Origin of the sequence: Micromonospora sp. KC213 (genome assembly GCF_004348325.1) — a bacterium.
In the GTDB taxonomy this organism is placed as follows: Bacteria; Actinomycetota; Actinomycetes; order Mycobacteriales; family Micromonosporaceae; genus Micromonospora.
In genome coordinates, this window is sequence record NZ_SMKF01000129.1 from 1 (window position 1) to 17,302 (window position 17,302).

Consider the following 17,302-nt stretch of genomic DNA (forward strand, 5'->3'; position numbering starts at 1 on the left):
GGTGCGGGGCGGGTAGGTGGGCCGGCGTGACCGAAGACGTTCCCGTGACCGACGCGCCCGTGACCGACGCGGTCGCCGACGAGCCCGACACCCGGCGCATCGACGAGCTGCTCGAGGACCTCTACCACGGCCAGGAACGAATCAGCCAGGCGGCCATCTACCGCCGCGCCGTCGCGGCGGAACTCCCCGCGCGGCTGCTCACCCGGATCGCCGCGCTGCCGCAGGGCGAGTACGCGGTGGACGAGGTCGCCGACCTGCTCGGCGGCTCGGTCATCTGACACCCCCGGAAGGAGACCCAGATGTCCGACGAGGCGCGCCGCGAGAGGCAACCGGCGCTCGGCCAGCCACCGGAGGGCACCGACACCCTCCCCGACCCGGACTTCGCCAACGAGCACGACCGCACCGCCGTGGACCGCGAGGTCATCACCGGCACCGACGAGGACGAACGGGAACCGGAGGCCTCGCGCGGCTGGGCCGGCCACGACCACGGCACCACCCCCACCTGACGACGGGGCCGGGGCAGCTGCGGGATACGACGGAAGGGGCCGGCACACGCCAGCCCCTTCCGTCGTGTCGGGGTCACTTCTCGTCGTGCCCGCCCTCGGCGGCCTGCTGCGCCACCGCGTACCCGAGCTGGAGGAAGTCCGACGCGGCCACCGCGGTCAGCGCGGTGGCGACGAGGCGGGTCAGCCGGGGCGCCAACACCAGTCCGCCGGTCAGGCCGGTGGCGATCCACACCGCCAGGCAGAACGGGCAGCTCAGCAGCTCACCGATGGCGTGCCGGGTGGGGCTGCCGGAGTCGCGGACCTGTTCCATCACCTCGCCGCTGCCGATGGGGTGGTCGTAGCGGGTGAACGGGGCCCGCAGCGGACTGGTGACGGCGTCCTTGGTGAGCAGCCGGCTCAACTTGTGGGTGGCGATGCCGAGCAGCACCACGTCGGCGGTGGCCGGGCGCTCCGGTACCGGCCGGCCGGTCACCTTGACCAGCGCGGCCAGGGACGCGGTCACGGCCGCGTAACTGCCCATCGCCTTCAGGTACGCGTCCAGCGGCCTGTTCTCCTGCGGCGCGTACGCCCGGCGCAGCCGCGCCACCCTCTGCTTCACGCCCATCCCGGCCACGCCGGCCTCCTCGTCCTCGTCGGGTCCGCTCAACCGGCGGTCAGGTTTTCGGCCACCTCGCCGGCGAGGTTGGCCAGGGCCTCGTCGGCCAGGTCGTCGGGCCCGTCCCCGGTCAGGTCGAGCCGGACCCGGGAACCGCCGGCGTCGGCGGGCTCCACCTGGATCTCCGCCGACCACCCGGGCGCGGCGTCGTTGCTCCACCGCGCCCGTAGCGGATCGGTGCTGGTCTGCGGGCGCCCCCCGGCTCCGGACCGCAACGGTTCGGGCAGCCACGCCGACGCCCGGTCCGGGTCGGTCGCCGTGCTGAAGACCACCTCCGGTGGGGCGGACATCCCCTGTTCGGCGCGCATCGTCAGGATCCGTCCCGCAGCCGGCTCGGGTCGACCTCGCGCCCGGGGTTACGGGCCAGGTACTCGGTCTCCAGTTCGGCGGTTCGCCGTAGGTGGGTGGCGAGCGCGGAGTCCGACGCGTGGCGCAGGGTGTCCAGCCGGGTGCGGTGCAGGCTGTGCAGCTCGCGGAACAGGTCCTCGTCGTCCAGTTCTCCCGGGTCGATGCCGGGCGGCTCCTCGTCGACAACCGTGACGGCGTGGTCGCCGTCCCACTCGGTCATCCGCTGCTCCGGGCTGACGTCGCCGGCCTGGCGTACTGATTCGGTCATGTCGCCCCCCTGGGCTCGTCTTGGCTGGCACCTAGACGGATGCCCACACCACCTGTGACCAAACCCGGCTACGACACCGCGTCGGAGAGCGCCGGCCGTCCCGGTACCCTCGATGCCATGAAGCGGCTCTGGACACCGGCGTGGATCGCCCGCCACGTGGCCATGGTCGTGCTGGTGGTCGGGTTTCTGGCGTTGGGGTGGTGGCAGATCAGCCGCGCCGTCTCGGGCAACACGCTCAGTTGGGCGTATGCGGTGGAGTGGCCGATCTTCGCCGGCTTCGTGGTCTTCGTCTGGTGGCGGGAGGTGCGGCACGCGCTGCGCGGCCGGGAGACCGGCGCGGAGCCGGTCACCGGTCCGGCCGACCCGGTCACGGTCGGTGACGGCACGTCCGTCTCGCCGGTACGCCGTCCGGTGCGGGTGTCCCGGGTGTCGACGGTCGAGGTACCGGAGGACGCCGACCTGGCCGCCTACAACCGCTACCTGACCTGGTTGAACGCCAATCCGGGCGCGCGGCCCGGTGACTATCCCGGCTGAACGCCGGCGTGGAAGGACGGACGACGGTGGGCGCAGCCCTTACCCGGTACCGCGTGATCGCCTGGATCGTGGGCGTGGCGCTGGTCGTGCTGGTGCTGATCGGCATGCCGCTGAAGTACGGATTCGACGAGCCGATCGTGGTCGCGGTCGTCGGCACCGCACACGGCTGGCTCTACATGCTCTACCTGGCCGCCACCTTCGACCTGGGCCGTCGGGTCAACTGGCCGTTGCGCCGGATGCTGCTGGTGATGCTCGCCGGCACGGTGCCGTTCGTGTCGTTCGTGGCCGAGCGGAAGGTCACCCGGGGGCTCGCCGCACGCCCGCAGCCGGCACCCGAGCCGCTGCCCACCGCCTGACCACCCCGCCGGTCAGCGGTCCGGACGCCAGCACCCGGTGGTCGGGGGCTGCTCGGCGTCGGCGTACCGGTGTTCCCGCCGCGCCTGGCGCAGGGCCGCCACGACCTGCTCGAACTGCTCGGTGTCGTCGCTGCTGAACAGCAGCACCTCGACGCCCCGGCTGTGCCCCCACAGTTCGTACGCGGGGGGCCGCCAGCGGTCCCCCGCGTACGCCAGCAGCACCGGCAGCATCCAGACCACCCCCAGCGCCAGGTACGCCCCGGCGGTGAGCCGGTGCAGCCCTCCGGTGAAGCCGAGCAGGACCCCGACGGCGGCGATGGTGGCGGCGGTGGCCGCGACGACGCGGACTGCCAGCCGGTCGTGCGGTCCCCGGCCGGTACGCAGGTGGGTGAGTTCGCCGACCAGGAACGTGTTCCGGCCGACGTTGAACCGTTCGGTGGTGACCACGATGCCCGAGCGGGCGTAGAGCAGCGTCGCCCGGCGGGTGTCCCGCGGCGGGCGGGTGGCGGAACGGTGTGCCTGCACGGCGTACTCCCCCCGGCCGGCGATGCCGGTGCTCCCACCATCGCCACCGGCGCACGACGGGATTCCCGGTCTCAGGGCTCCATTCTGTGCCGCCCGGGCCAGCCCCGCCCGGGCGGAAGCGGGCCGCCGGGCGACCGCCCGGTGGGGAATTGCCGCCCGTTTCGGTTTTGTCGGATAGCACGCCGGGCCGACCAACGGCATCCGCCCGGAACGACGAACCGGATTTTCCGCTCTAAAGGGACCAGCTCACCGGCCCGTCGGTGCCTGCGACACCATCGCCCCACAGAGCAGTACCTGCATCTTTGCCAACTTTCGCCCCGTCTTACCCTCCCGACGACCCCCGTCACGGGTTAGGTTGGGCGGGCCGGCCAGGTCCACCGCCATCCGCCCGGATGGCCCCGGGCCGGTGTCGCCGGAGAGGTCAGCATCCTCCGGTGACTTTCGGAGAGGAGCCTTCCGCTCTTGCCGTCCTTACGGATGCTGGTGCGAACGCTCACGGTCGCCGGTCTCACGGCCGCGCTGATCGCCCCGTCGACGGCGGCTCGGGCCGAGCCCTCCGTCGCCGAGCTGACCGCACGGATCGAGAAGTCCTCGACGGAGCTGGAACAGATCGTCGAGTCGTACAACAAGCTCAATGAGGAGATCAAGGCGAACAAGGCGACCGCGGCCCGGCTGCAGGCCCAGATCGGCCCGCTGGAGGCGCAGACCGCGCAGAGCCGGGCCGAGGTCGGCGCGATGGCCGCGACCGCGTACAAGACCGGCGGGCTACGGACCGCCCGCGCGCTGCTGGAGCCGGGTGGCCCGGCAACCCTGATGGACCGGCTGAGCACGATCGACCAGCTCACCCGGGACCGCCAGGAGCGGATCAGCGGCTTCACGGACAACCAGCGCCGGTTGCTGGACGAGAAGTCCCGGCTCGACGCCACGCTGGCCCGGGAGGCCGCGCAGGCGCGTGCCATGGGAAACACCAGGAGGAAGATCGAGCGCGACCTGGCGAGGCTGTACGAGATGCGCCGCGCGGCGTACGGGCGGGAGACCGAGGCGCCGCCGACCCGACCGGACCGGTCCGCCGAACCCGCGCCGACGGTCCCCGGCAACGCCGGGGCGGCCGTGCGGTACGCGTACGGGGCTATCGGCAAGCCGTACGCGTGGGGCGCCGACGGCCCCAACGGTTACGACTGTTCGGGGTTGACCTCCGCCGCCTGGCGAGCGGCCGGCAAGTCGCTGCCGCACAACACCCGGATGCAGTGGGGGAAGGTGGCACACATCGGCCGCGGCGATCTACGCCCCGGCGACCTCGTCTTCTACAGCGGACTCGGGCACGTGGCCCTCTACGTCGGCGGTGGGAAGATCATCGACGCGCCCAGCGCGGGGCGCAACGTGCTCAAACGGGACATGAACATCATGTCCATCCAGGGCTACGGTCGGGTCCTTTAGCCCGACGCGCGTACGGCGAACGGCCGGCGTCCGACTCGGACGCCGGCCGTTCGCCGTCACTGTCGCCGCCGGTCAGGCTGCCTGGAGCCCCTCGGCGCGGGCCAGCTCGCGGAGCCGCCCGAGCGCCTGGATCTCCAACTGGCGGATCCGCTCGCGGGAGAGCGAGAAGCGCGACGCGACCTCCGTCAGCGAGTGCTCCCGCCCGTCCTCCAGGCCGTACCGGGCCCGCATGATGCCGGCGGACCGGTCGTCGAGGTGGTTGAGCAGACCCTCGATGCGCTGCCGCTCCAGCCCGGTGAGAACGATCTCCTCCGGCGACGGGGCGTCACTGTCGGCGACCAGGTCACCGAGGTTGGTGTCGCCGTCGTCGCCCACCGGGGTGTCCAGCGAGACGGTGTCCTGCGACCAGCGGACCAGCTCGTTGACCCGCTCGACGGTGACCCCGAGCGCCGCCGCGATCTGCTCCGGCTCCGGGTCGCCGCCTAGTTCCCGGGTGAGCTGCCGGGCCACGTTGCGCATCCGGTTGACGTCCTCCACCAGGTGCACGGGCAGTCGCACCGTCCGCTCCTGCTGGGCGATCGCCCGGCTGATGGCCTGCCGGATCCACCAGGTGGCATAGGTGGAGAACTTGTAGCCGCGCTCGTAGTCGAACTTCTCGACGGCGCGGACCAGACCCGTGTTGCCCTCCTGGATCAGGTCCAGCATGGGCATCCCGGAGCGCACGTAACGGCGGGCGATGGAGACGACCAGCCGCAGGTTGGCCCGGATGAACAGGTCCTTGGCCCGCTCGCCCTCGATGACGAGGCGCTCGAGCTCCTCCCGGTCGACGCCGGCGGGGACGCGGTCCTCACCGAGCAGGTGCTCGGCGTAGAGGCCGGCCTCGATGGCCTTGGAGAGATCGACCTCCTTGGCGGCGTCCAGCAGCGGCGTCCGGGAGATCTCGTGAAGGTAGACGCCGACCAGGTCCCGCTCCTCGGCGACCTCGTCGGTGCGCATGCCGATATTCTTGTCCACGTTGCCCACGGTCCCCTCGCTCGCGCCGGTTGCCCGGTTCCTTGCCATCCCCACGTCCATCAGCCCTTCCCCGCGACCTCCGATGTGCCCGTCGGTGCTGACACCTACACAACAGATGAGACGTGTCGGGGATTCCAGGTCGTGAGTCGAAAGTGTCACGAATGCCTGAGTATCAGCTGAAAGCTCGGTCCACGTTTGCTGTCAGCACCTCGTTCGTGATCGGCTGGTACGGCACCACGAACAGGTCGGCGGCTCAGGCGAGGTGCCTTCACCCTCCGGTATCGCACCATTGCGACACCGGGGACACAGCGACCCTCGTCACCGTCCGGCTGCGATCCTGGTCACTGCCAATTACGCGCCCGCGGACCGGTCGGTTCATCCACGCCCGGTGGATTACCCCACGGCATGGACAACAATCCGTAGGCCGTCGGACGTCCCGCGCCCGATGTGTTCCGCGTCTCACCCGCCCGCAGCGGGGATCAGGGGCGGATCCCGCTGCGGGCCGCCACCCCCACGAAGAGCACGTCGGCCACGGTGAGCTGGGCGAGCCGGCTGGCTGTCGGGCCCGAGCGGTAGCTGGTCTCGCGGGTCGCGGTGGTGAGCACGAAGTCCGCCACCTCGGTGATCGGCGAACGGGGGAAGGTGGTCAGCGCGACGGTGCCCGCGCCGCTGGCCCTCGCCCGGGCCAGCACCTCGACGACGGATGAGGTGGCGCCGGTGTGCGAGATGCCGATGGCGACGTCGCCCCGGCCCAGCAGCGCCGCGGAGGCCAGCGCGGTGTGCCCGTCCGGAAAGTGGAACGCGGTGCGGCCGATGCGGTGCAGCTTCTGCTGCAGGTCGGCGGCGACGAGGCCGCTCGCCCCAGCTCCGTGGACGTCGATGCGACCGGCCGCGACGAGGGCGTCCACCACCCGCGCGCAGCGCACCGGGTCGAGCTGCTCGGCGGTCTGCTCCACGCTGCGGGCGTCGTGGAACGCGACGGTTTCGATGATCTGCGCCAGGTCGGCCCCGGGTGGGATGTCTCCGCTGGCCACCCGGACGCCCGGCGGTGCGATCCGGCGGGGGGCCTCGGCCGCGAGCCGGATCCGTAGCTGCGGGTAGCCGGGCACGCCCACCGACCGGCAGAACCGGATGACGGTGGCTTCGGATGCCTCGGCGGCGATCGCGAGGTCGGTGATGGTCCGGCGGGCGGCACCGGCCGGATCCGCCACGACGAGCCGGGCCACCCGCTGCTCGGCGGGGGGCAGCGCGGGAAGCAGCCCGTTGATGTGGACGACCAACCCGCCGGGCCCGGGGCTCGCGGGAATCCCCGCACTCTTCGCCACAGCCGGAAATTACTGTCGTCGATGGGCCGGCGTCAATCACCGCGCCGGAACGACCAGCGCTACCGTATCGCCCATGTCGGAACGCAGTGTGCTGGTCACCGGAGGAACGGGCGGGCTCGGCGGAGCGGTGACCGCCGCTTTCGCGCAGGCGGGCTGGCGGGTGGTCGTACCGCAGCGGGAGAGCCGGCCCTCGGCGGGCCCGCCGGCCGGCGTGGTGCGCCCGACCGCCGACCTGATGGACCCGGTCGCGGTGGCCCGGGCGGTCGAGGAGGCCGCCGGCGACCCGGCCGCGCCGCTGCGCGCCGTGGTCAACCTCGTCGGCGGGTACGCCAGCGGCGGCAAGGTGCACGAGACCCCGATCGAGGAGTTCGAGCGGATGCTGGCAGTCAACCTGCGCCCCACCTATCTGGTCACCCAGGCGGCGCTGCCGTACCTGATGGCGGCCGGCGGCGGCGCGGTGGTCTGCGTGTCCGCCCGGGCCGCGGTCGCCCCCTTCCCCGGTGCCGCCGGGTACGCGACCGCGAAGGCGGCGGTGCTCGCCTTCGCCAACGCGGTCGCGGTCGAGTACCGCGGCGCGGGAGTGCGCTGCAACACGGTGCTGCCGAGCGTCATCGACACGCCGGCGAACCGGGCCGCCCAGCCGGGAGCCGACCACCGCCGCTGGGTCGCCCCGGCCGAGATCGCCCCGGTGGTGCGCTTCCTCGCCTCCGACGAGTCCGCACCGACCAGCGGTGCGGCCGTCCCGGTCTACGGCCGGGCCTGAACCACGACCGGCCGGGCCGTGTGGCCGGTCAACGGTCGGTCGGGACCGGCCGCCGCGGCGTCGACCGACGGCCCGGTGTTCGACGGCGCGGTGGGTGCGGGCAGGACGGGTGACGGCACGGTGGGCTCGGACGCCTGCGACGGCAACCACTGCGCCAGGTGCGCCTGGATCCGGCGGGCCACCTCCTCGGGCGTACCGGCGGCGTCCACCAGCACGAAGCCCGGAAACTCGGGCAACGTCCGGTACGCCGCGTCGGCGGCGGTCAGCCACTCCATGGTCTCGTGGTCGGTGCCCCGGCACTCGATCCGTCGGTACGCCTCCGCCGGGTCGACGGTGAGCAGGAAGGTGACCTGGGGCGGGGGGAAGACCCGGTAGCCAGCCCGGGCCAGCCGCTCCCAGCGCCGCCCGTCGTGAGCCCGGATGCTGGCGTACTGGCAGACGGCGTAGCGGTCCATCACCGCCACCCGACCGGTCACCAGGCTGCCGAGCAGGGCGGCGGCGATGGCGAGCCAGCGCAGCGCGGACTCCACCGCCAGCACCCCGTTGCGCCCGAGCAGGCGCTGGGCGTCGGGGCGGCCGAGCCGGTTGGCCAGCCGGCCGAGCCAGCGCCGGCCGCCGGCGTTGCGGTGGTAGGTGGCGGGACGGCCCGCCGCGGTGAGCGCCTCGGCGAGCCGGTGCGCCTGGGTGGTCTTGCCCGAACCGTCGATGCCGATCAGGGCGACCCGGCGCAGTCGGGCCCTGTCGCCGGTCGCCCGCGGTGATCTCGCCACCCTGCACAGGCTATCCGACCCGCGCTGCCTCCCCGGCGTTTCGTCCCGGTCCGTTCCTCGCTGCCCGCCCCGCCCGCGCCGTGCAGGTGTGGGCGGGCGCCCTTCCGGGTACGCGATGTCATTTCCGACCACCTGTCCGCCTTCACCACGATCGACGGGAGAACCAGATGGCCGAGCGCGGGGACGAGAGTCTGTTGCACACCCTCAAACGGGTCGCCGCCGTGCTCAAGCAGAACGAGATCCCCTTCGCGCTCGGCGGCAGCTTCGCCGTGTACGCGCACGGCGGGCACTCCAGCGAGCACGACGTCGACTTCCTGATCCGCGAGGAGGACGTCGAACGGGCGTTGGAGACGCTCATCGCGGAGGGCTTCACCGCCGAGCGTCCGCCGGAGGACTGGCTGGTCAAGGTCTACGACGAAGGCCGGATGGTGGACCTGATCCACCGGCCCGTCGAGACCCCGGTGACCGACGAGACCTTCGCCGACACCGTGGTCCGCCCGGTCGACGCCATCCACATGCCGGTGCTCTCCGCCACCCGACTGATGGTGCACAAGCTGCTCAGCTTCTCCCAGCACTACTGCGACTTCGCCCGGGGCCTGCCGCTGGCCCGCTCGTTGCGGGAACAGATCGACTGGGAACGGGTACGGAAGGAGACCCAGCACTCGCCGTACGCGGAGGCGTTCCTGGTGCTGCTGGACCGGCTGGACGTCGTCCCGTACGCCGGCACTCCGGTGCCGTACGCCAGGACGCCCGAAGGGAAGGAGACACCGTGACCGAGCAGGGCACCGGCCCACCGGACGAATACGTCGAGGCGGAGATCCACCGGATGCTCGTCGAGGATCCCGACGTCGCCGAGCAGGGCATCACCGTGGCCCACCGGGAGCGCGGCCTGGTCCTCTCCGGCGAGGTGGAGAGCCCGCACCGACGGGAGGAGATCCTGCGCCGGGTTTCCGAACGCTTCCCCGACGTGCCGGTCACCAGCGACATCGGGGTGATCCGCACGCAGGCGCCGAGCCAGGTGGAGGAGTTGCCGTGAGGAGGACCCGAGAATGATCCGGATCGCCGCCGTCGGCGACGTCCATCTGGACGAGGACGTGGTCGGCCGGTTCCGGCCGGCCCTGGAGGAACTGCCGGACTGCGCCGACGTGCTGCTGCTCGCCGGCGACCTCACCCGGCACGGCACCGAGGCCGAGGCGCGTTGCGTGGCCCGCGAGTTCGGTGATCTCGGGGTACCGGTGATCACCGTGCTCGGCAACCACGACCACCAGTGCGACCAGGTGCCGCAGGTGGTGAAGGTGCTGCAGGACGCGGGGATCACGGTGTTGGAGGGGACCGGCACCGTGCTGGAGTTCCCGGGCGGCCGGCTCGGCGTGGCCGGGGTGAAGGGCTTCGGGGGCGGTTTCGCCGGGCGGTGCGCCAGCGACTTCGGCGAGCCGGAGATGAAGGCGTTCGTCCGGACGACCACCGAGAGCGCGGACGCGCTCGGCCGGGCGTTACGCGGGTTGGACTGCGACCTGCTGGTCGCGCTCACCCACTACTCCCCCGTACCGGAGACCCTCGCCGGTGAGCCCTTGGAGATCTACCCGTTCCTCGGCTGCTACCAGCTCGGTCAGGCGATCGACTCCGCGCCGACCGCGCTGGCCCTGCACGGGCACGCCCACCACGGCACCGAACGCGGCACCACGCCGGGCGGGGTGCGGGTGCGTAACGTCGCCCACCCGGTCATCAAGCAGGCGTACAGCGTGTTCCACCTGGGTGATCGCGAGCACGTCGACTCAGCGTGAGGTTTCCGAAATCACCATCAGGGGTACTTGACAGCCATGATTGACCTGATCCTCTGGATTCTCGCAGTTGTACTCGTGGTCTCCGGCATTCTCGCGCTGTTCCGCCGGCAGATCCTGTGGGGCATCGTCCTCATCGTGGTCGGCCTGCTGGTCGGCCCGGGTGGCGTCAGCATCTTCAATTGACGTCGGTCATCCACACCGGACCCGCCGGGGTCGTCGGAACCGGGCCTCCGTCCTCCCAGACAGGAGCCCCGGCAACGACGACCCCGGCGTTTCGGCATCCCGGGTTTGCCGGCGACGCCCGGGAGAACGTCACCTGATACGGATGGCCCGGAGCACCCCGCGGTATCGGGGGTCCCGTGGCGCTGTTCCGCCGGGTCTGCGCTGTCGCGGCGGCGCTGCTGCCCCACTGGGCCTGGCTCACTGTCACCGCCGGCCTCAACTTCGCCATCTGGCGGCTGAACACCTGACGACCGGTAAGCGCACCGAGGGCGGGACCACCAGGTTCCCGCCCTCGGTGGTTCGGCGCACTCCCGCTATGCCGCCCCGCCGGGTCACACCGGGGGCGCACAAGCGTGGGAGCGTGACCATGGCTGGTAGGCGGGTTGCCGGATTGTTACCGGGCCGTGTCCGTTCAGGGGTGGACCAATGCCGATGCAAGCGCTTACATGTGGAGACGACATCGGACCGGCGCGAGCACGACTCCCCCGAGCGCCGGCAAGGAAGGAGAACGGCATGGCCTTTGCCAGATCACGCCAGACTCTCGCGATCGCCGGCGCGCTGGGCCTGGCGCTCGGCGTCACCGCCTGCGGCACCGGCAACGACAAGAAGAGCAGCAACGCGGGCTCGGCGGAGTGCGCGGCATACGAGAAGTATGGCGACAACGACGGCAAGAAGGTCACCATTTACTCGTCCATCCGGGACATCGAGGCCGACCGCCTCGACGAGTCCTGGAAGCAGTTCGAGGACTGCACCGGCATCGACATCGACCACGAGGGCTCTGCCGAGTTCGAGGCGCAGCTCGGTGTCCGCGTCGACGGCGGCAACGCCCCCGACCTGGCCTTCATCCCCCAGCCCGGTCTGCTCAAGCGGTTCGTCGACGCCGGCAAACTCAAGCCGGTCGGCGCCGAGACCAAGACCGAGGCCGAGGCCAACTACTCCCCCGACTGGCTGAAGTACGGCACCCTCAACGGCCAGCTCTACGGCGCGCCGCTGGGTTCGAACGTCAAGTCCTACGTCTGGTACTCGCCGAAGATGTTCAAGGACAAGGGCTGGACCGTCCCCACCACCTGGGACGAGCTGATCAAGCTCAGCGACACCATCGCGGCCAGCGGCACCAAGCCGTGGTGCGCCGGCATCGAGTCCGGTGACGCCACCGGTTGGCCGGCCACCGACTGGATCGAGGACGTGCTGCTGCGCACGGCGGGCCCCGAGGCGTACGACCAGTGGACCACCCACGGCATCCCGTTCAACGACCCGAAGGTCGCCGACGCGCTCAACCGGGCCGGCACCATCCTCAAGAACGACAAGTACGTCAACGGCGGCTTCGGCGGGGTGAAGAGCATCGCCACCACCTCCTTCCAGGAGGCCGGCATCCCGATCACCACCGGCAAGTGCGCGCTGCACCGCCAGGCATCCTTCTACGCCAACCAGTGGCCGCAGGGCACCAAGGTGGCCGAGGACGGCGACGTGTTCGCCTTCTACTTCCCGGCCATCGACCCGGCGCAGGGCAAGCCGGTGCTGGGTGGTGGCGAGTTCGTCGGGGCCTTCGCCGACCGTCCCGAGGTCCAGGCGGTGCAGACCTACCTGGCCTCCGGGGAGTTCGCCAACAGCCGGGCCAAGATCGGCGACTGGGTGTCGGCGAACAAGAAGCTCGACCTGGCCAACGTGCCGAACCCGGTCGACAGGCTCTCCGTGCAGCTCCTCCAGGACGAGAAGACCGTCTTCCGGTTCGACGGCTCGGACCTGATGCCGGCCGCGGTCGGCGCGGGCACGTTCTGGAAGGGCATGGTCGAGTGGATCAACGGCAAGGACACCGCCACCGTGCTGAACGGCATCGAGGGCAGCTGGAAGTGATCTGAGACGGCGGCCCGGCCCCTCGGGGCCGGGCCGCCGGTCCACAAACCAAACCCTTGAAGGAGGGCCGATGGAGTTCGACTTCATCGCGGAGAAGGACAAGTTCCTCATGCTGGGGTACGGGCTGCTCGCCTTCGTCGCGGTGGTGGGCGGCCTGCTCCTGCTTCTCGACGTGGTGCCGTCCTGGTTCGCCCGCCGCCACGAGGCCAAGCTCGTCGCCGCCTCGGCGAGCGGCGCCCCGCTGCCCCGATGGCCGAAGCAGCGGGAAGGGCTGTTCGCCCTGTTCTTCCTGCTGCCGACGCTGCTGCTGCTCGCCGTCGGTCTGGTTGGGCCGGCGATCCGCACCACCCTGCTCTCCTTCATGGACGCCGGCAGCAACGACTGGGTGGGGCTGCGCAACTACGGCTGGATGTTCTCCGATCCCGCCATCCTCCGGGTCCTGACCAACACCCTGGTCTGGGTGATCCTGGTCCCGCTGGTGGCCACCTCGTTCGGCCTCGTCTACGCGGTGCTGGTGGACAAGGTCCGGTTCGAGGCGGTGGCCAAGTCCCTGATCTTCCTGCCGATGGCGATCTCGTTCGTCGGCGCCAGCATCATCTGGAAGTTCGTCTACGCGTACCGGGGCGATGACCAGCAACAGATCGGTCTGCTCAACCAGATCGTGGTCAGCCTCGGCGGCGAGCCGAAGTTCTTCCTCCAGGAGAGCCCGCTCAACACGCTGCTGCTCATCATGATCATGGTGTGGATCCAGGCCGGCTTCGCGATGGTGGTGCTCTCCGCCGCCATCAAGGCGATCCCGGCGGACATCGTGGAGGCCGCCCGCCTCGACGGCGTCACCCCATGGCAGATGTTCTGGCAGATCACCATGCCGAACATCCGGCCGGCGCTGATCGTGGTGGTGGTGACGCTGTCGATCGCCACGCTCAAGGTCTTCGACATCGTCCGCACCGCGACCAACGGCAACTACGACACCAGCGTGATCGCCAACGAGATGTACAACCAGGCGTTCCGGTACGGCCAGAACGGGCAGGGCTCGGCACTGGCGGTCTTCCTGTTCGTCCTGGTCATCCCGATCGTGATCTACCAGATCCGCAACCTGCGTCAGCAGCGGGAGGGCTGAGATGACCACCGCCACGCCCACCGTCGGCGCCGGCGCCCAGGCGACCGGGGCAACCACCACCGCCAGCCGGGTCCGCAAGCGGCTGAACAGCCGGACCGCGACCGTGGTATCCATCGTGATCGCCGTGCTCTGGACGGTGCCCACCTTCGGCCTGTTCATTTCCTCGTTCCGCCCCGAAGACCAGATCAAGACCACCGGCTGGTGGACCGCGTTCACCGATCCCCAGTTCACGCTGGAGAACTACCAGCAGGTGCTGTTCGGCTCCGGGTCGTCCGGGCGCCTGATCAGCTACTTCATCAACTCGTTGGCGATCACCATCCCGTCGGTGCTCTTCCCGATCGCCTTCGCCTCGCTGGCCGCGTACGCGCTGGCCTGGATCAACTTCCGGGGACGGGACTGGCTCTACATCGCGATCTTCGCCCTGCAGATCGTGCCGCTGCAGATGGCCCTGGTGCCGCTGCTGAAGTTCTTCTCCACCGGCGTCACGATCGCGGGCGTCCAGGTGCTGCCCGCCTGGAATCTGGTGGACGAGCAGAAGTTCGCCCAGGTGTGGTTCGCGCACACCTGCTTCGCCCTGCCGTTCGCGGTGTTCCTGCTGCACAACTTCATCTCGCAGCTGCCCGGGGACCTGATGGAGGCGGCCCGGGTCGACGGGGCCAGCCACCCCAGGATCTTCCGTACCATCGTCCTGCCGTTGATCACCCCGGCCCTGGCGGCCTTCGGTATCTTCCAGTTCCTCTGGGTTTGGAACGACCTGCTGGTGGCGCTGATCTTCGCGGACGGTGGCGACGAGACCGCCCCGCTCACCGTCCGGCTGGCCGAGTTGGCCGGCAGCCGGGGCAACGAGTGGCAGCGGCTCACCGCGGGCGCGTTCGTCTCGATCGTCGTACCGCTGATCGTGTTCCTGTCCCTGCAGCGCTACTTCGTACGCGGCCTGCTCGCCGGTAGCGTCAAGGGCTGACGGCGCACCGCCGCCGCCCGCGGTGTTGGGCGGCGGCGGTGCCGTCGTGACGTGAGGGAACACCATGACCAGGATTGATGATGTGGCCCGGCTCGCCGGGGTTTCCACCGCCACCGTCTCCCGGGCGCTGCGCGGGCTGCCGACGGTCTCCGCAGCGACCCGCCAGCGGGTGCTCGCCGCCGCCGAGAAGTTGGAGTACGCGGTCTCGCCGAGCGCCTCCCGGCTGGCCGGTGGCCGGACCGGAACGGTGGCCGTGGTGGCCCCCCGGCTCACCCGGTGGTTCTTCGCCACCGTCGTCGAGGCCATCGAGGAGTTCCTCCACGAGGCCGGGTACGACCTGCTGCTGTACAACCTGGGCGGCCGGGAGCAGGTCCGCCAGCGGGTACTGCGCACCGCCAACCTGCACAAGCGCGCGGACGCGATCATGCTGGTCGCCACCCCGCTCGGGCCGGCCGACCTGACCGCGCTGGCCCAGTTGGACCTGCCCGGGATCACCATCAGCTCCGGTGGGGACGTACCGGGCTGGCCGTGCGTCCGCATCGACGACGTGGCCGCCGCCCGGACCGCCACCCGGCACCTGCTCGACCTGGGGCACCGCCGGATCGCGCACATCTCCGGTGACCCGGACGACGAGCTCGCCTTCACCACCCACCTGGACCGCCGCCGCGGCTACCGCGAGGCGCTGCGCGCGGCGGGCATCGTTCCGGACCCGAGCCTCGACGTCGAGTCCACGTTCTCCCTCGCCGGTGGCGCCCGGGCCACCGCCGAGTTGCTCGCCCGGGGCGAACCGCCCACCGCGATCTTCGCCTCCTGCGACGAGATGGCGATGGGTGCGCTCAGCGCCCTGCGCGACGCCGGCCTGCGGGTTCCGCAGGACGTCAGCGTGATCGGCATCGACGACCACGACCTCGCCGGCGTGCTGGGGTTGAGCACCATCGCCCAGCCCGCCGCCGAGCAGGGCCGGCTCGCCGCCCGGCTGCTGCTCGACCCGCTCGGCGCGTACCACGGCGAGCCGTACCCGGGACCGGCACCGGGACCGGCACCGGCGCCACCTACCGACGCCGACGGCACGACCCGCCCGGTGATCCTGCCCACTCGGCTCGTGGTGCGGGAGTCGACCGCCCCACCCCGGGCACACTGAACGGAATCGACCCACCCATGGCTCGAGACAGGGAGCACGCTCTGAACACCGACGCGATCCAGCAGGAACAGCCCGCCGGACCGGCCACCGGGTGGTGGACCGAGGCCGTCATCTACCAGATCTACCCGCGTTCGTTCGCCGACTCCGACGGCGACGGCATGGGTGACCTGCCGGGCATCACCGCGCGACTCGGCCACCTCGTCGAGTTGGGGATCGACGCGGTCTGGTTGTCGCCGTTCTACCCGTCGCCACAGGCCGACGCGGGGTACGACGTGGCCGACTACCGGGACGTCGACCCGTTGTTCGGAAAGCTGTCGGACGCCGACCGGCTGATCGGCGAGGCGCACGGCCGTGGGCTCAGGGTCATCGTCGACTTGGTGCCGAACCACACCTCTTGCGCCCACCGCTGGTTCACCGAGGCGTTGGCCGCCGCGCCGGGCAGCCCGGAGCGGGCCCGCTACATCTTCCGCGACGGCCTGGGCCCCGACGGCGACCAGCCGCCGAACGACTGGCAGAGCGTGTTCGGCGGCCCGGCCTGGACCCGGGTCACCGAGCCGGACGGGCGCCCCGGCCAGTGGTACCTGCACCTGTTCGACACCGGTCAGCCCGACCTGAACTGGGACAATCCGCAGGTCCGGGCGGAGTTCCTGGACGTGCTGCGGTTCTGGCTGGACCGGGGGGTGGACGGCTTCCGGGTGGACGTGGCGCACGGCCTGATCAAGCAGGCCGACCTGGCCAACTGGGAGGAGCCGCAGGAGATCCTCTCCGGCCAGGAGGTGGCCAAGCCCCGGCCCCCGATGTGGGACCAGGACGGCGTGCACGAGATCTACCGCGAGTGGCGCCGGCTGCTCGAGAAGTACCCCGGCGAGCGGGTCCTGGTCGCCGAAGCCTGGGTGGAGCCGGCCGAGCGGCTGGCCCGCTACGTCCGCCCGGACGAGATGCACCAGGCGTTCAACTTCGAGTACCTGCTCGCGGCGTGGACCGCGCCCGCCCAGTACGCGGTGATCACGCGCTCCCTGGAGGCCACCGACGCGGTCGGCGCACCGACGACCTGGGTGCTGTCCAACCACGACGTGGTCCGGCACGCGTCCCGGCTGGGCCTGACCGCCGACGGCGGCCGGCACAACGGCATCGGGGTCGGCGACCCGCAGCCGGACGCCGCGCTGGGGCTGCGTCGAGCCCGGGCGGCCAGCCTGCTGATGCTGGCGCTGCCCGGCTGCGCCTACCTGTACCAGGGCGAGGAGTTGGGGCTGCCGGAGCACACCACGCTGCCGGACGAGGCCCGGCAGGATCCGACCTGGCAGCGCAGCGGGCACACCCAGCGTGGCCGGGACGGCTGCCGGGTGCCGATCCCGTGGGAGGCCGACGCGCCGTCGTACGGGTTCGGGCCGACCGACGCGAGTTGGCTGCCGCAGCCGTCGTCCTGGGCGGAGTACGCCCTGGACCGGCAGCGCGGCGTGCCCGGCTCGACGTACGAGATGTATCGCACCGCGTTGCGGCTGCGCCGCGAGCACGGGCTGGGCCGGGGGCCGCTGGAGTGGCTCTCCACCGGTGACCAGGTGCTGGCGTTCCGCAACCGGGGGCTGATCGTGATGACCAACTTCGGCGCCGCGCCGGTGCCCGCGCCGGACGGCGAGGTGCTGCACAGCAGCGCACCCCTCGACGGCGACGGCCGCATCCCCACCGACGTCACCGTCTGGCTCCGCCCCTGACCCACCC

At 71.3% G+C, this 17,302-nt stretch carries 22 protein-coding genes; 15 read left to right on the forward strand and 7 right to left on the reverse strand.

The annotated features are described in order from the left end of the window. Positions 1 to 26 precede the first annotated feature (26 nt). A complete protein-coding gene (locus E1166_RS22205) occupies positions 27 to 278 on the forward strand; it encodes a hypothetical protein (protein WP_132341645.1) in 252 nt (83 codons plus the stop codon). Positions 279 to 299: 21 nt separating this feature from the next. Further along, positions 300 to 506, forward strand: coding sequence for a hypothetical protein (locus tag E1166_RS22210; protein ID WP_132269394.1), 207 nt, complete (start codon positions 300 to 302; stop codon positions 504 to 506). 73 nt (positions 507 to 579) lie between these two features. On the opposite strand, the gene E1166_RS22215 is transcribed toward E1166_RS22210, so the two are convergent. The 3 genes from E1166_RS22215 to E1166_RS22225 are packed head-to-tail and all read right to left on the reverse strand — an operon-like array spanning position 580 to position 1,777. Further along, positions 580 to 1,110, reverse strand: coding sequence for a DUF1360 domain-containing protein (locus tag E1166_RS22215; RefSeq protein WP_132341667.1), 531 nt, complete (start codon positions 1,108 to 1,110; stop codon positions 580 to 582). A 38-nt stretch (positions 1,111 to 1,148) separates the two neighbouring features. Continuing rightward, the gene (locus E1166_RS22220; protein WP_132269396.1) at positions 1,149 to 1,469 is read right to left on the reverse strand and encodes a hypothetical protein; all 321 of its coding nucleotides are present in this window, start codon (positions 1,467 to 1,469) and stop codon (positions 1,149 to 1,151) included. A 2-nt stretch (positions 1,470 to 1,471) separates the two neighbouring features. Beyond that, entirely contained in the window at positions 1,472 to 1,777 is a 306-nt protein-coding gene (locus tag E1166_RS22225; protein WP_132269398.1) for a DUF6158 family protein, read from the reverse strand. Positions 1,778 to 1,894: 117 nt separating this feature from the next. Here E1166_RS22225 and E1166_RS22230 point away from each other — a divergent pair, with 117 nt between their 5' ends. After that, positions 1,895 to 2,311: a hypothetical protein gene (locus tag E1166_RS22230; RefSeq protein ID WP_207914411.1), complete on the forward strand. Its 417-nt coding sequence runs from the start codon at positions 1,895 to 1,897 to the stop codon at positions 2,309 to 2,311. A 26-nt stretch (positions 2,312 to 2,337) separates the two neighbouring features. Further along, positions 2,338 to 2,667 (forward strand): DUF3817 domain-containing protein, encoded by a 330-nt coding sequence (locus tag E1166_RS22235; RefSeq protein ID WP_132269402.1) that lies wholly within the window; start codon positions 2,338 to 2,340, stop codon positions 2,665 to 2,667. Positions 2,668 to 2,679: 12 nt separating this feature from the next. Here the strand turns inward: E1166_RS22235 and E1166_RS22240 are convergent, their stop codons facing one another. Further along, complete coding sequence (locus tag E1166_RS22240; RefSeq protein WP_132341649.1) at positions 2,680 to 3,192, reverse strand: DUF6232 family protein; 513 nt, start codon at positions 3,190 to 3,192, stop codon at positions 2,680 to 2,682. 477 nt (positions 3,193 to 3,669) lie between these two features. Here E1166_RS22240 and E1166_RS22245 point away from each other — a divergent pair, with 477 nt between their 5' ends. Beyond that, complete coding sequence (locus tag E1166_RS22245) at positions 3,670 to 4,629, forward strand: C40 family peptidase (RefSeq protein WP_207914412.1); 960 nt, start codon at positions 3,670 to 3,672, stop codon at positions 4,627 to 4,629. A 72-nt stretch (positions 4,630 to 4,701) separates the two neighbouring features. On the opposite strand, the gene E1166_RS22250 is transcribed toward E1166_RS22245, so the two are convergent. Beyond that, complete coding sequence (locus E1166_RS22250; RefSeq protein ID WP_207914414.1) at positions 4,702 to 5,691, reverse strand: sigma-70 family RNA polymerase sigma factor; 990 nt, start codon at positions 5,689 to 5,691, stop codon at positions 4,702 to 4,704. A gap of 431 nt (positions 5,692 to 6,122) precedes the next feature. After that, a complete protein-coding gene (locus E1166_RS22255; RefSeq protein ID WP_132341655.1) occupies positions 6,123 to 6,968 on the reverse strand; it encodes a MurR/RpiR family transcriptional regulator in 846 nt (281 codons plus the stop codon). Positions 6,969 to 7,041: 73 nt separating this feature from the next. Between E1166_RS22255 and E1166_RS22260 the strand changes: the two genes are divergently transcribed. Then, the gene (locus tag E1166_RS22260) at positions 7,042 to 7,731 is read left to right on the forward strand and encodes an SDR family NAD(P)-dependent oxidoreductase (protein WP_132341657.1); all 690 of its coding nucleotides are present in this window, start codon (positions 7,042 to 7,044) and stop codon (positions 7,729 to 7,731) included. Here the strand turns inward: E1166_RS22260 and E1166_RS22265 are convergent. Then, positions 7,716 to 8,510 carry a dTMP kinase gene (locus E1166_RS22265; protein WP_132341669.1) on the reverse strand — a complete coding sequence of 265 codons (795 nt, stop codon included), beginning with the start codon at positions 8,508 to 8,510 and terminating at the stop codon, positions 7,716 to 7,718. The two genes, E1166_RS22260 and E1166_RS22265, sit on opposite strands and share 16 nt — an antisense overlap. A 77-nt stretch (positions 8,511 to 8,587) precedes the next feature. Between E1166_RS22265 and E1166_RS22270 the strand changes: the two genes are divergently transcribed. From E1166_RS22270 to E1166_RS22305, 9 genes are all read left to right on the forward strand, one after another. Continuing rightward, on the forward strand, positions 8,588 to 9,274 hold the full coding sequence (locus E1166_RS22270; protein ID WP_256370858.1) for a nucleotidyltransferase: 687 nt from the start codon (positions 8,588 to 8,590) through the stop codon (positions 9,272 to 9,274). Positions 9,275 to 9,327: 53 nt separating this feature from the next. Next, on the forward strand, positions 9,328 to 9,537 hold the full coding sequence (locus E1166_RS22275) for a hypothetical protein (RefSeq protein WP_243706398.1): 210 nt from the start codon (positions 9,328 to 9,330) through the stop codon (positions 9,535 to 9,537). 13 nt (positions 9,538 to 9,550) lie between these two features. Further along, positions 9,551 to 10,285, forward strand: coding sequence for a metallophosphoesterase (locus E1166_RS22280; RefSeq protein ID WP_132269419.1), 735 nt, complete (start codon positions 9,551 to 9,553; stop codon positions 10,283 to 10,285). 39 nt (positions 10,286 to 10,324) lie between these two features. Further along, positions 10,325 to 10,468 carry a GPGG-motif small membrane protein gene (locus E1166_RS31115; RefSeq protein ID WP_243706399.1) on the forward strand — a complete coding sequence of 48 codons (144 nt, stop codon included), beginning with the start codon at positions 10,325 to 10,327 and terminating at the stop codon, positions 10,466 to 10,468. A gap of 552 nt (positions 10,469 to 11,020) precedes the next feature. After that, positions 11,021 to 12,361: an ABC transporter substrate-binding protein gene (locus E1166_RS22285; protein WP_132341659.1), complete on the forward strand. Its 1,341-nt coding sequence runs from the start codon at positions 11,021 to 11,023 to the stop codon at positions 12,359 to 12,361. Between the two features lie 70 nt (positions 12,362 to 12,431). Beyond that, positions 12,432 to 13,481 (forward strand): sugar ABC transporter permease, encoded by a 1,050-nt coding sequence (locus E1166_RS22290; RefSeq protein ID WP_132341661.1) that lies wholly within the window; start codon positions 12,432 to 12,434, stop codon positions 13,479 to 13,481. A gap of 1 nt (position 13,482) precedes the next feature. Further along, a complete protein-coding gene (locus E1166_RS22295; protein WP_132341663.1) occupies positions 13,483 to 14,442 on the forward strand; it encodes a carbohydrate ABC transporter permease in 960 nt (319 codons plus the stop codon). A gap of 64 nt (positions 14,443 to 14,506) precedes the next feature. Then, complete coding sequence (locus tag E1166_RS22300; RefSeq protein WP_132341665.1) at positions 14,507 to 15,583, forward strand: LacI family DNA-binding transcriptional regulator; 1,077 nt, start codon at positions 14,507 to 14,509, stop codon at positions 15,581 to 15,583. A gap of 41 nt (positions 15,584 to 15,624) precedes the next feature. Further along, positions 15,625 to 17,295, forward strand: a complete 1,671-nt coding sequence (locus E1166_RS22305) for a glycoside hydrolase family 13 protein (protein WP_132341671.1) — start codon at positions 15,625 to 15,627, stop codon at positions 17,293 to 17,295. Positions 17,296 to 17,302: the final 7 nt, after the last annotated feature.

Bases quoted from the DNA above. Each gene is read 5' to 3' on its own strand.
- E1166_RS22295 (WP_132341663.1), top strand. From the start codon at position 13,483: ATGACCACCGCCACGCCCACCGTCGGCGCCGGCGCCCAGGCGACCGGG.
- E1166_RS22290 (WP_132341661.1), top strand. From the start codon at position 12,432: ATGGAGTTCGACTTCATCGCGGAGAAGGACAAGTTCCTCATGCTGGGG.
- E1166_RS22260 (WP_132341657.1), top strand. From the start codon at position 7,042: ATGTCGGAACGCAGTGTGCTGGTCACCGGAGGAACGGGCGGGCTCGGC.
- E1166_RS22280 (WP_132269419.1), top strand. From the start codon at position 9,551: ATGATCCGGATCGCCGCCGTCGGCGACGTCCATCTGGACGAGGACGTG.
- E1166_RS22275 (WP_243706398.1), top strand. From the start codon at position 9,328: ATGCTCGTCGAGGATCCCGACGTCGCCGAGCAGGGCATCACCGTGGCC.
- E1166_RS22215 (WP_132341667.1), bottom strand. From the start codon at position 1,110: ATGGGCGTGAAGCAGAGGGTGGCGCGGCTGCGCCGGGCGTACGCGCCG.
- E1166_RS22225 (WP_132269398.1), bottom strand. From the start codon at position 1,777: ATGACCGAATCAGTACGCCAGGCCGGCGACGTCAGCCCGGAGCAGCGG.
- E1166_RS22210 (WP_132269394.1), top strand. From the start codon at position 300: ATGTCCGACGAGGCGCGCCGCGAGAGGCAACCGGCGCTCGGCCAGCCA.
- E1166_RS22230 (WP_207914411.1), top strand. From the start codon at position 1,895: ATGAAGCGGCTCTGGACACCGGCGTGGATCGCCCGCCACGTGGCCATG.
- E1166_RS22245 (WP_207914412.1), top strand. From the start codon at position 3,670: ATGCTGGTGCGAACGCTCACGGTCGCCGGTCTCACGGCCGCGCTGATC.
- E1166_RS22220 (WP_132269396.1), bottom strand. From the start codon at position 1,469: ATGCGCGCCGAACAGGGGATGTCCGCCCCACCGGAGGTGGTCTTCAGC.
- E1166_RS22250 (WP_207914414.1), bottom strand. From the start codon at position 5,691: ATGGCAAGGAACCGGGCAACCGGCGCGAGCGAGGGGACCGTGGGCAAC.
- E1166_RS22285 (WP_132341659.1), top strand. From the start codon at position 11,021: ATGGCCTTTGCCAGATCACGCCAGACTCTCGCGATCGCCGGCGCGCTG.
- E1166_RS22300 (WP_132341665.1), top strand. From the start codon at position 14,507: ATGACCAGGATTGATGATGTGGCCCGGCTCGCCGGGGTTTCCACCGCC.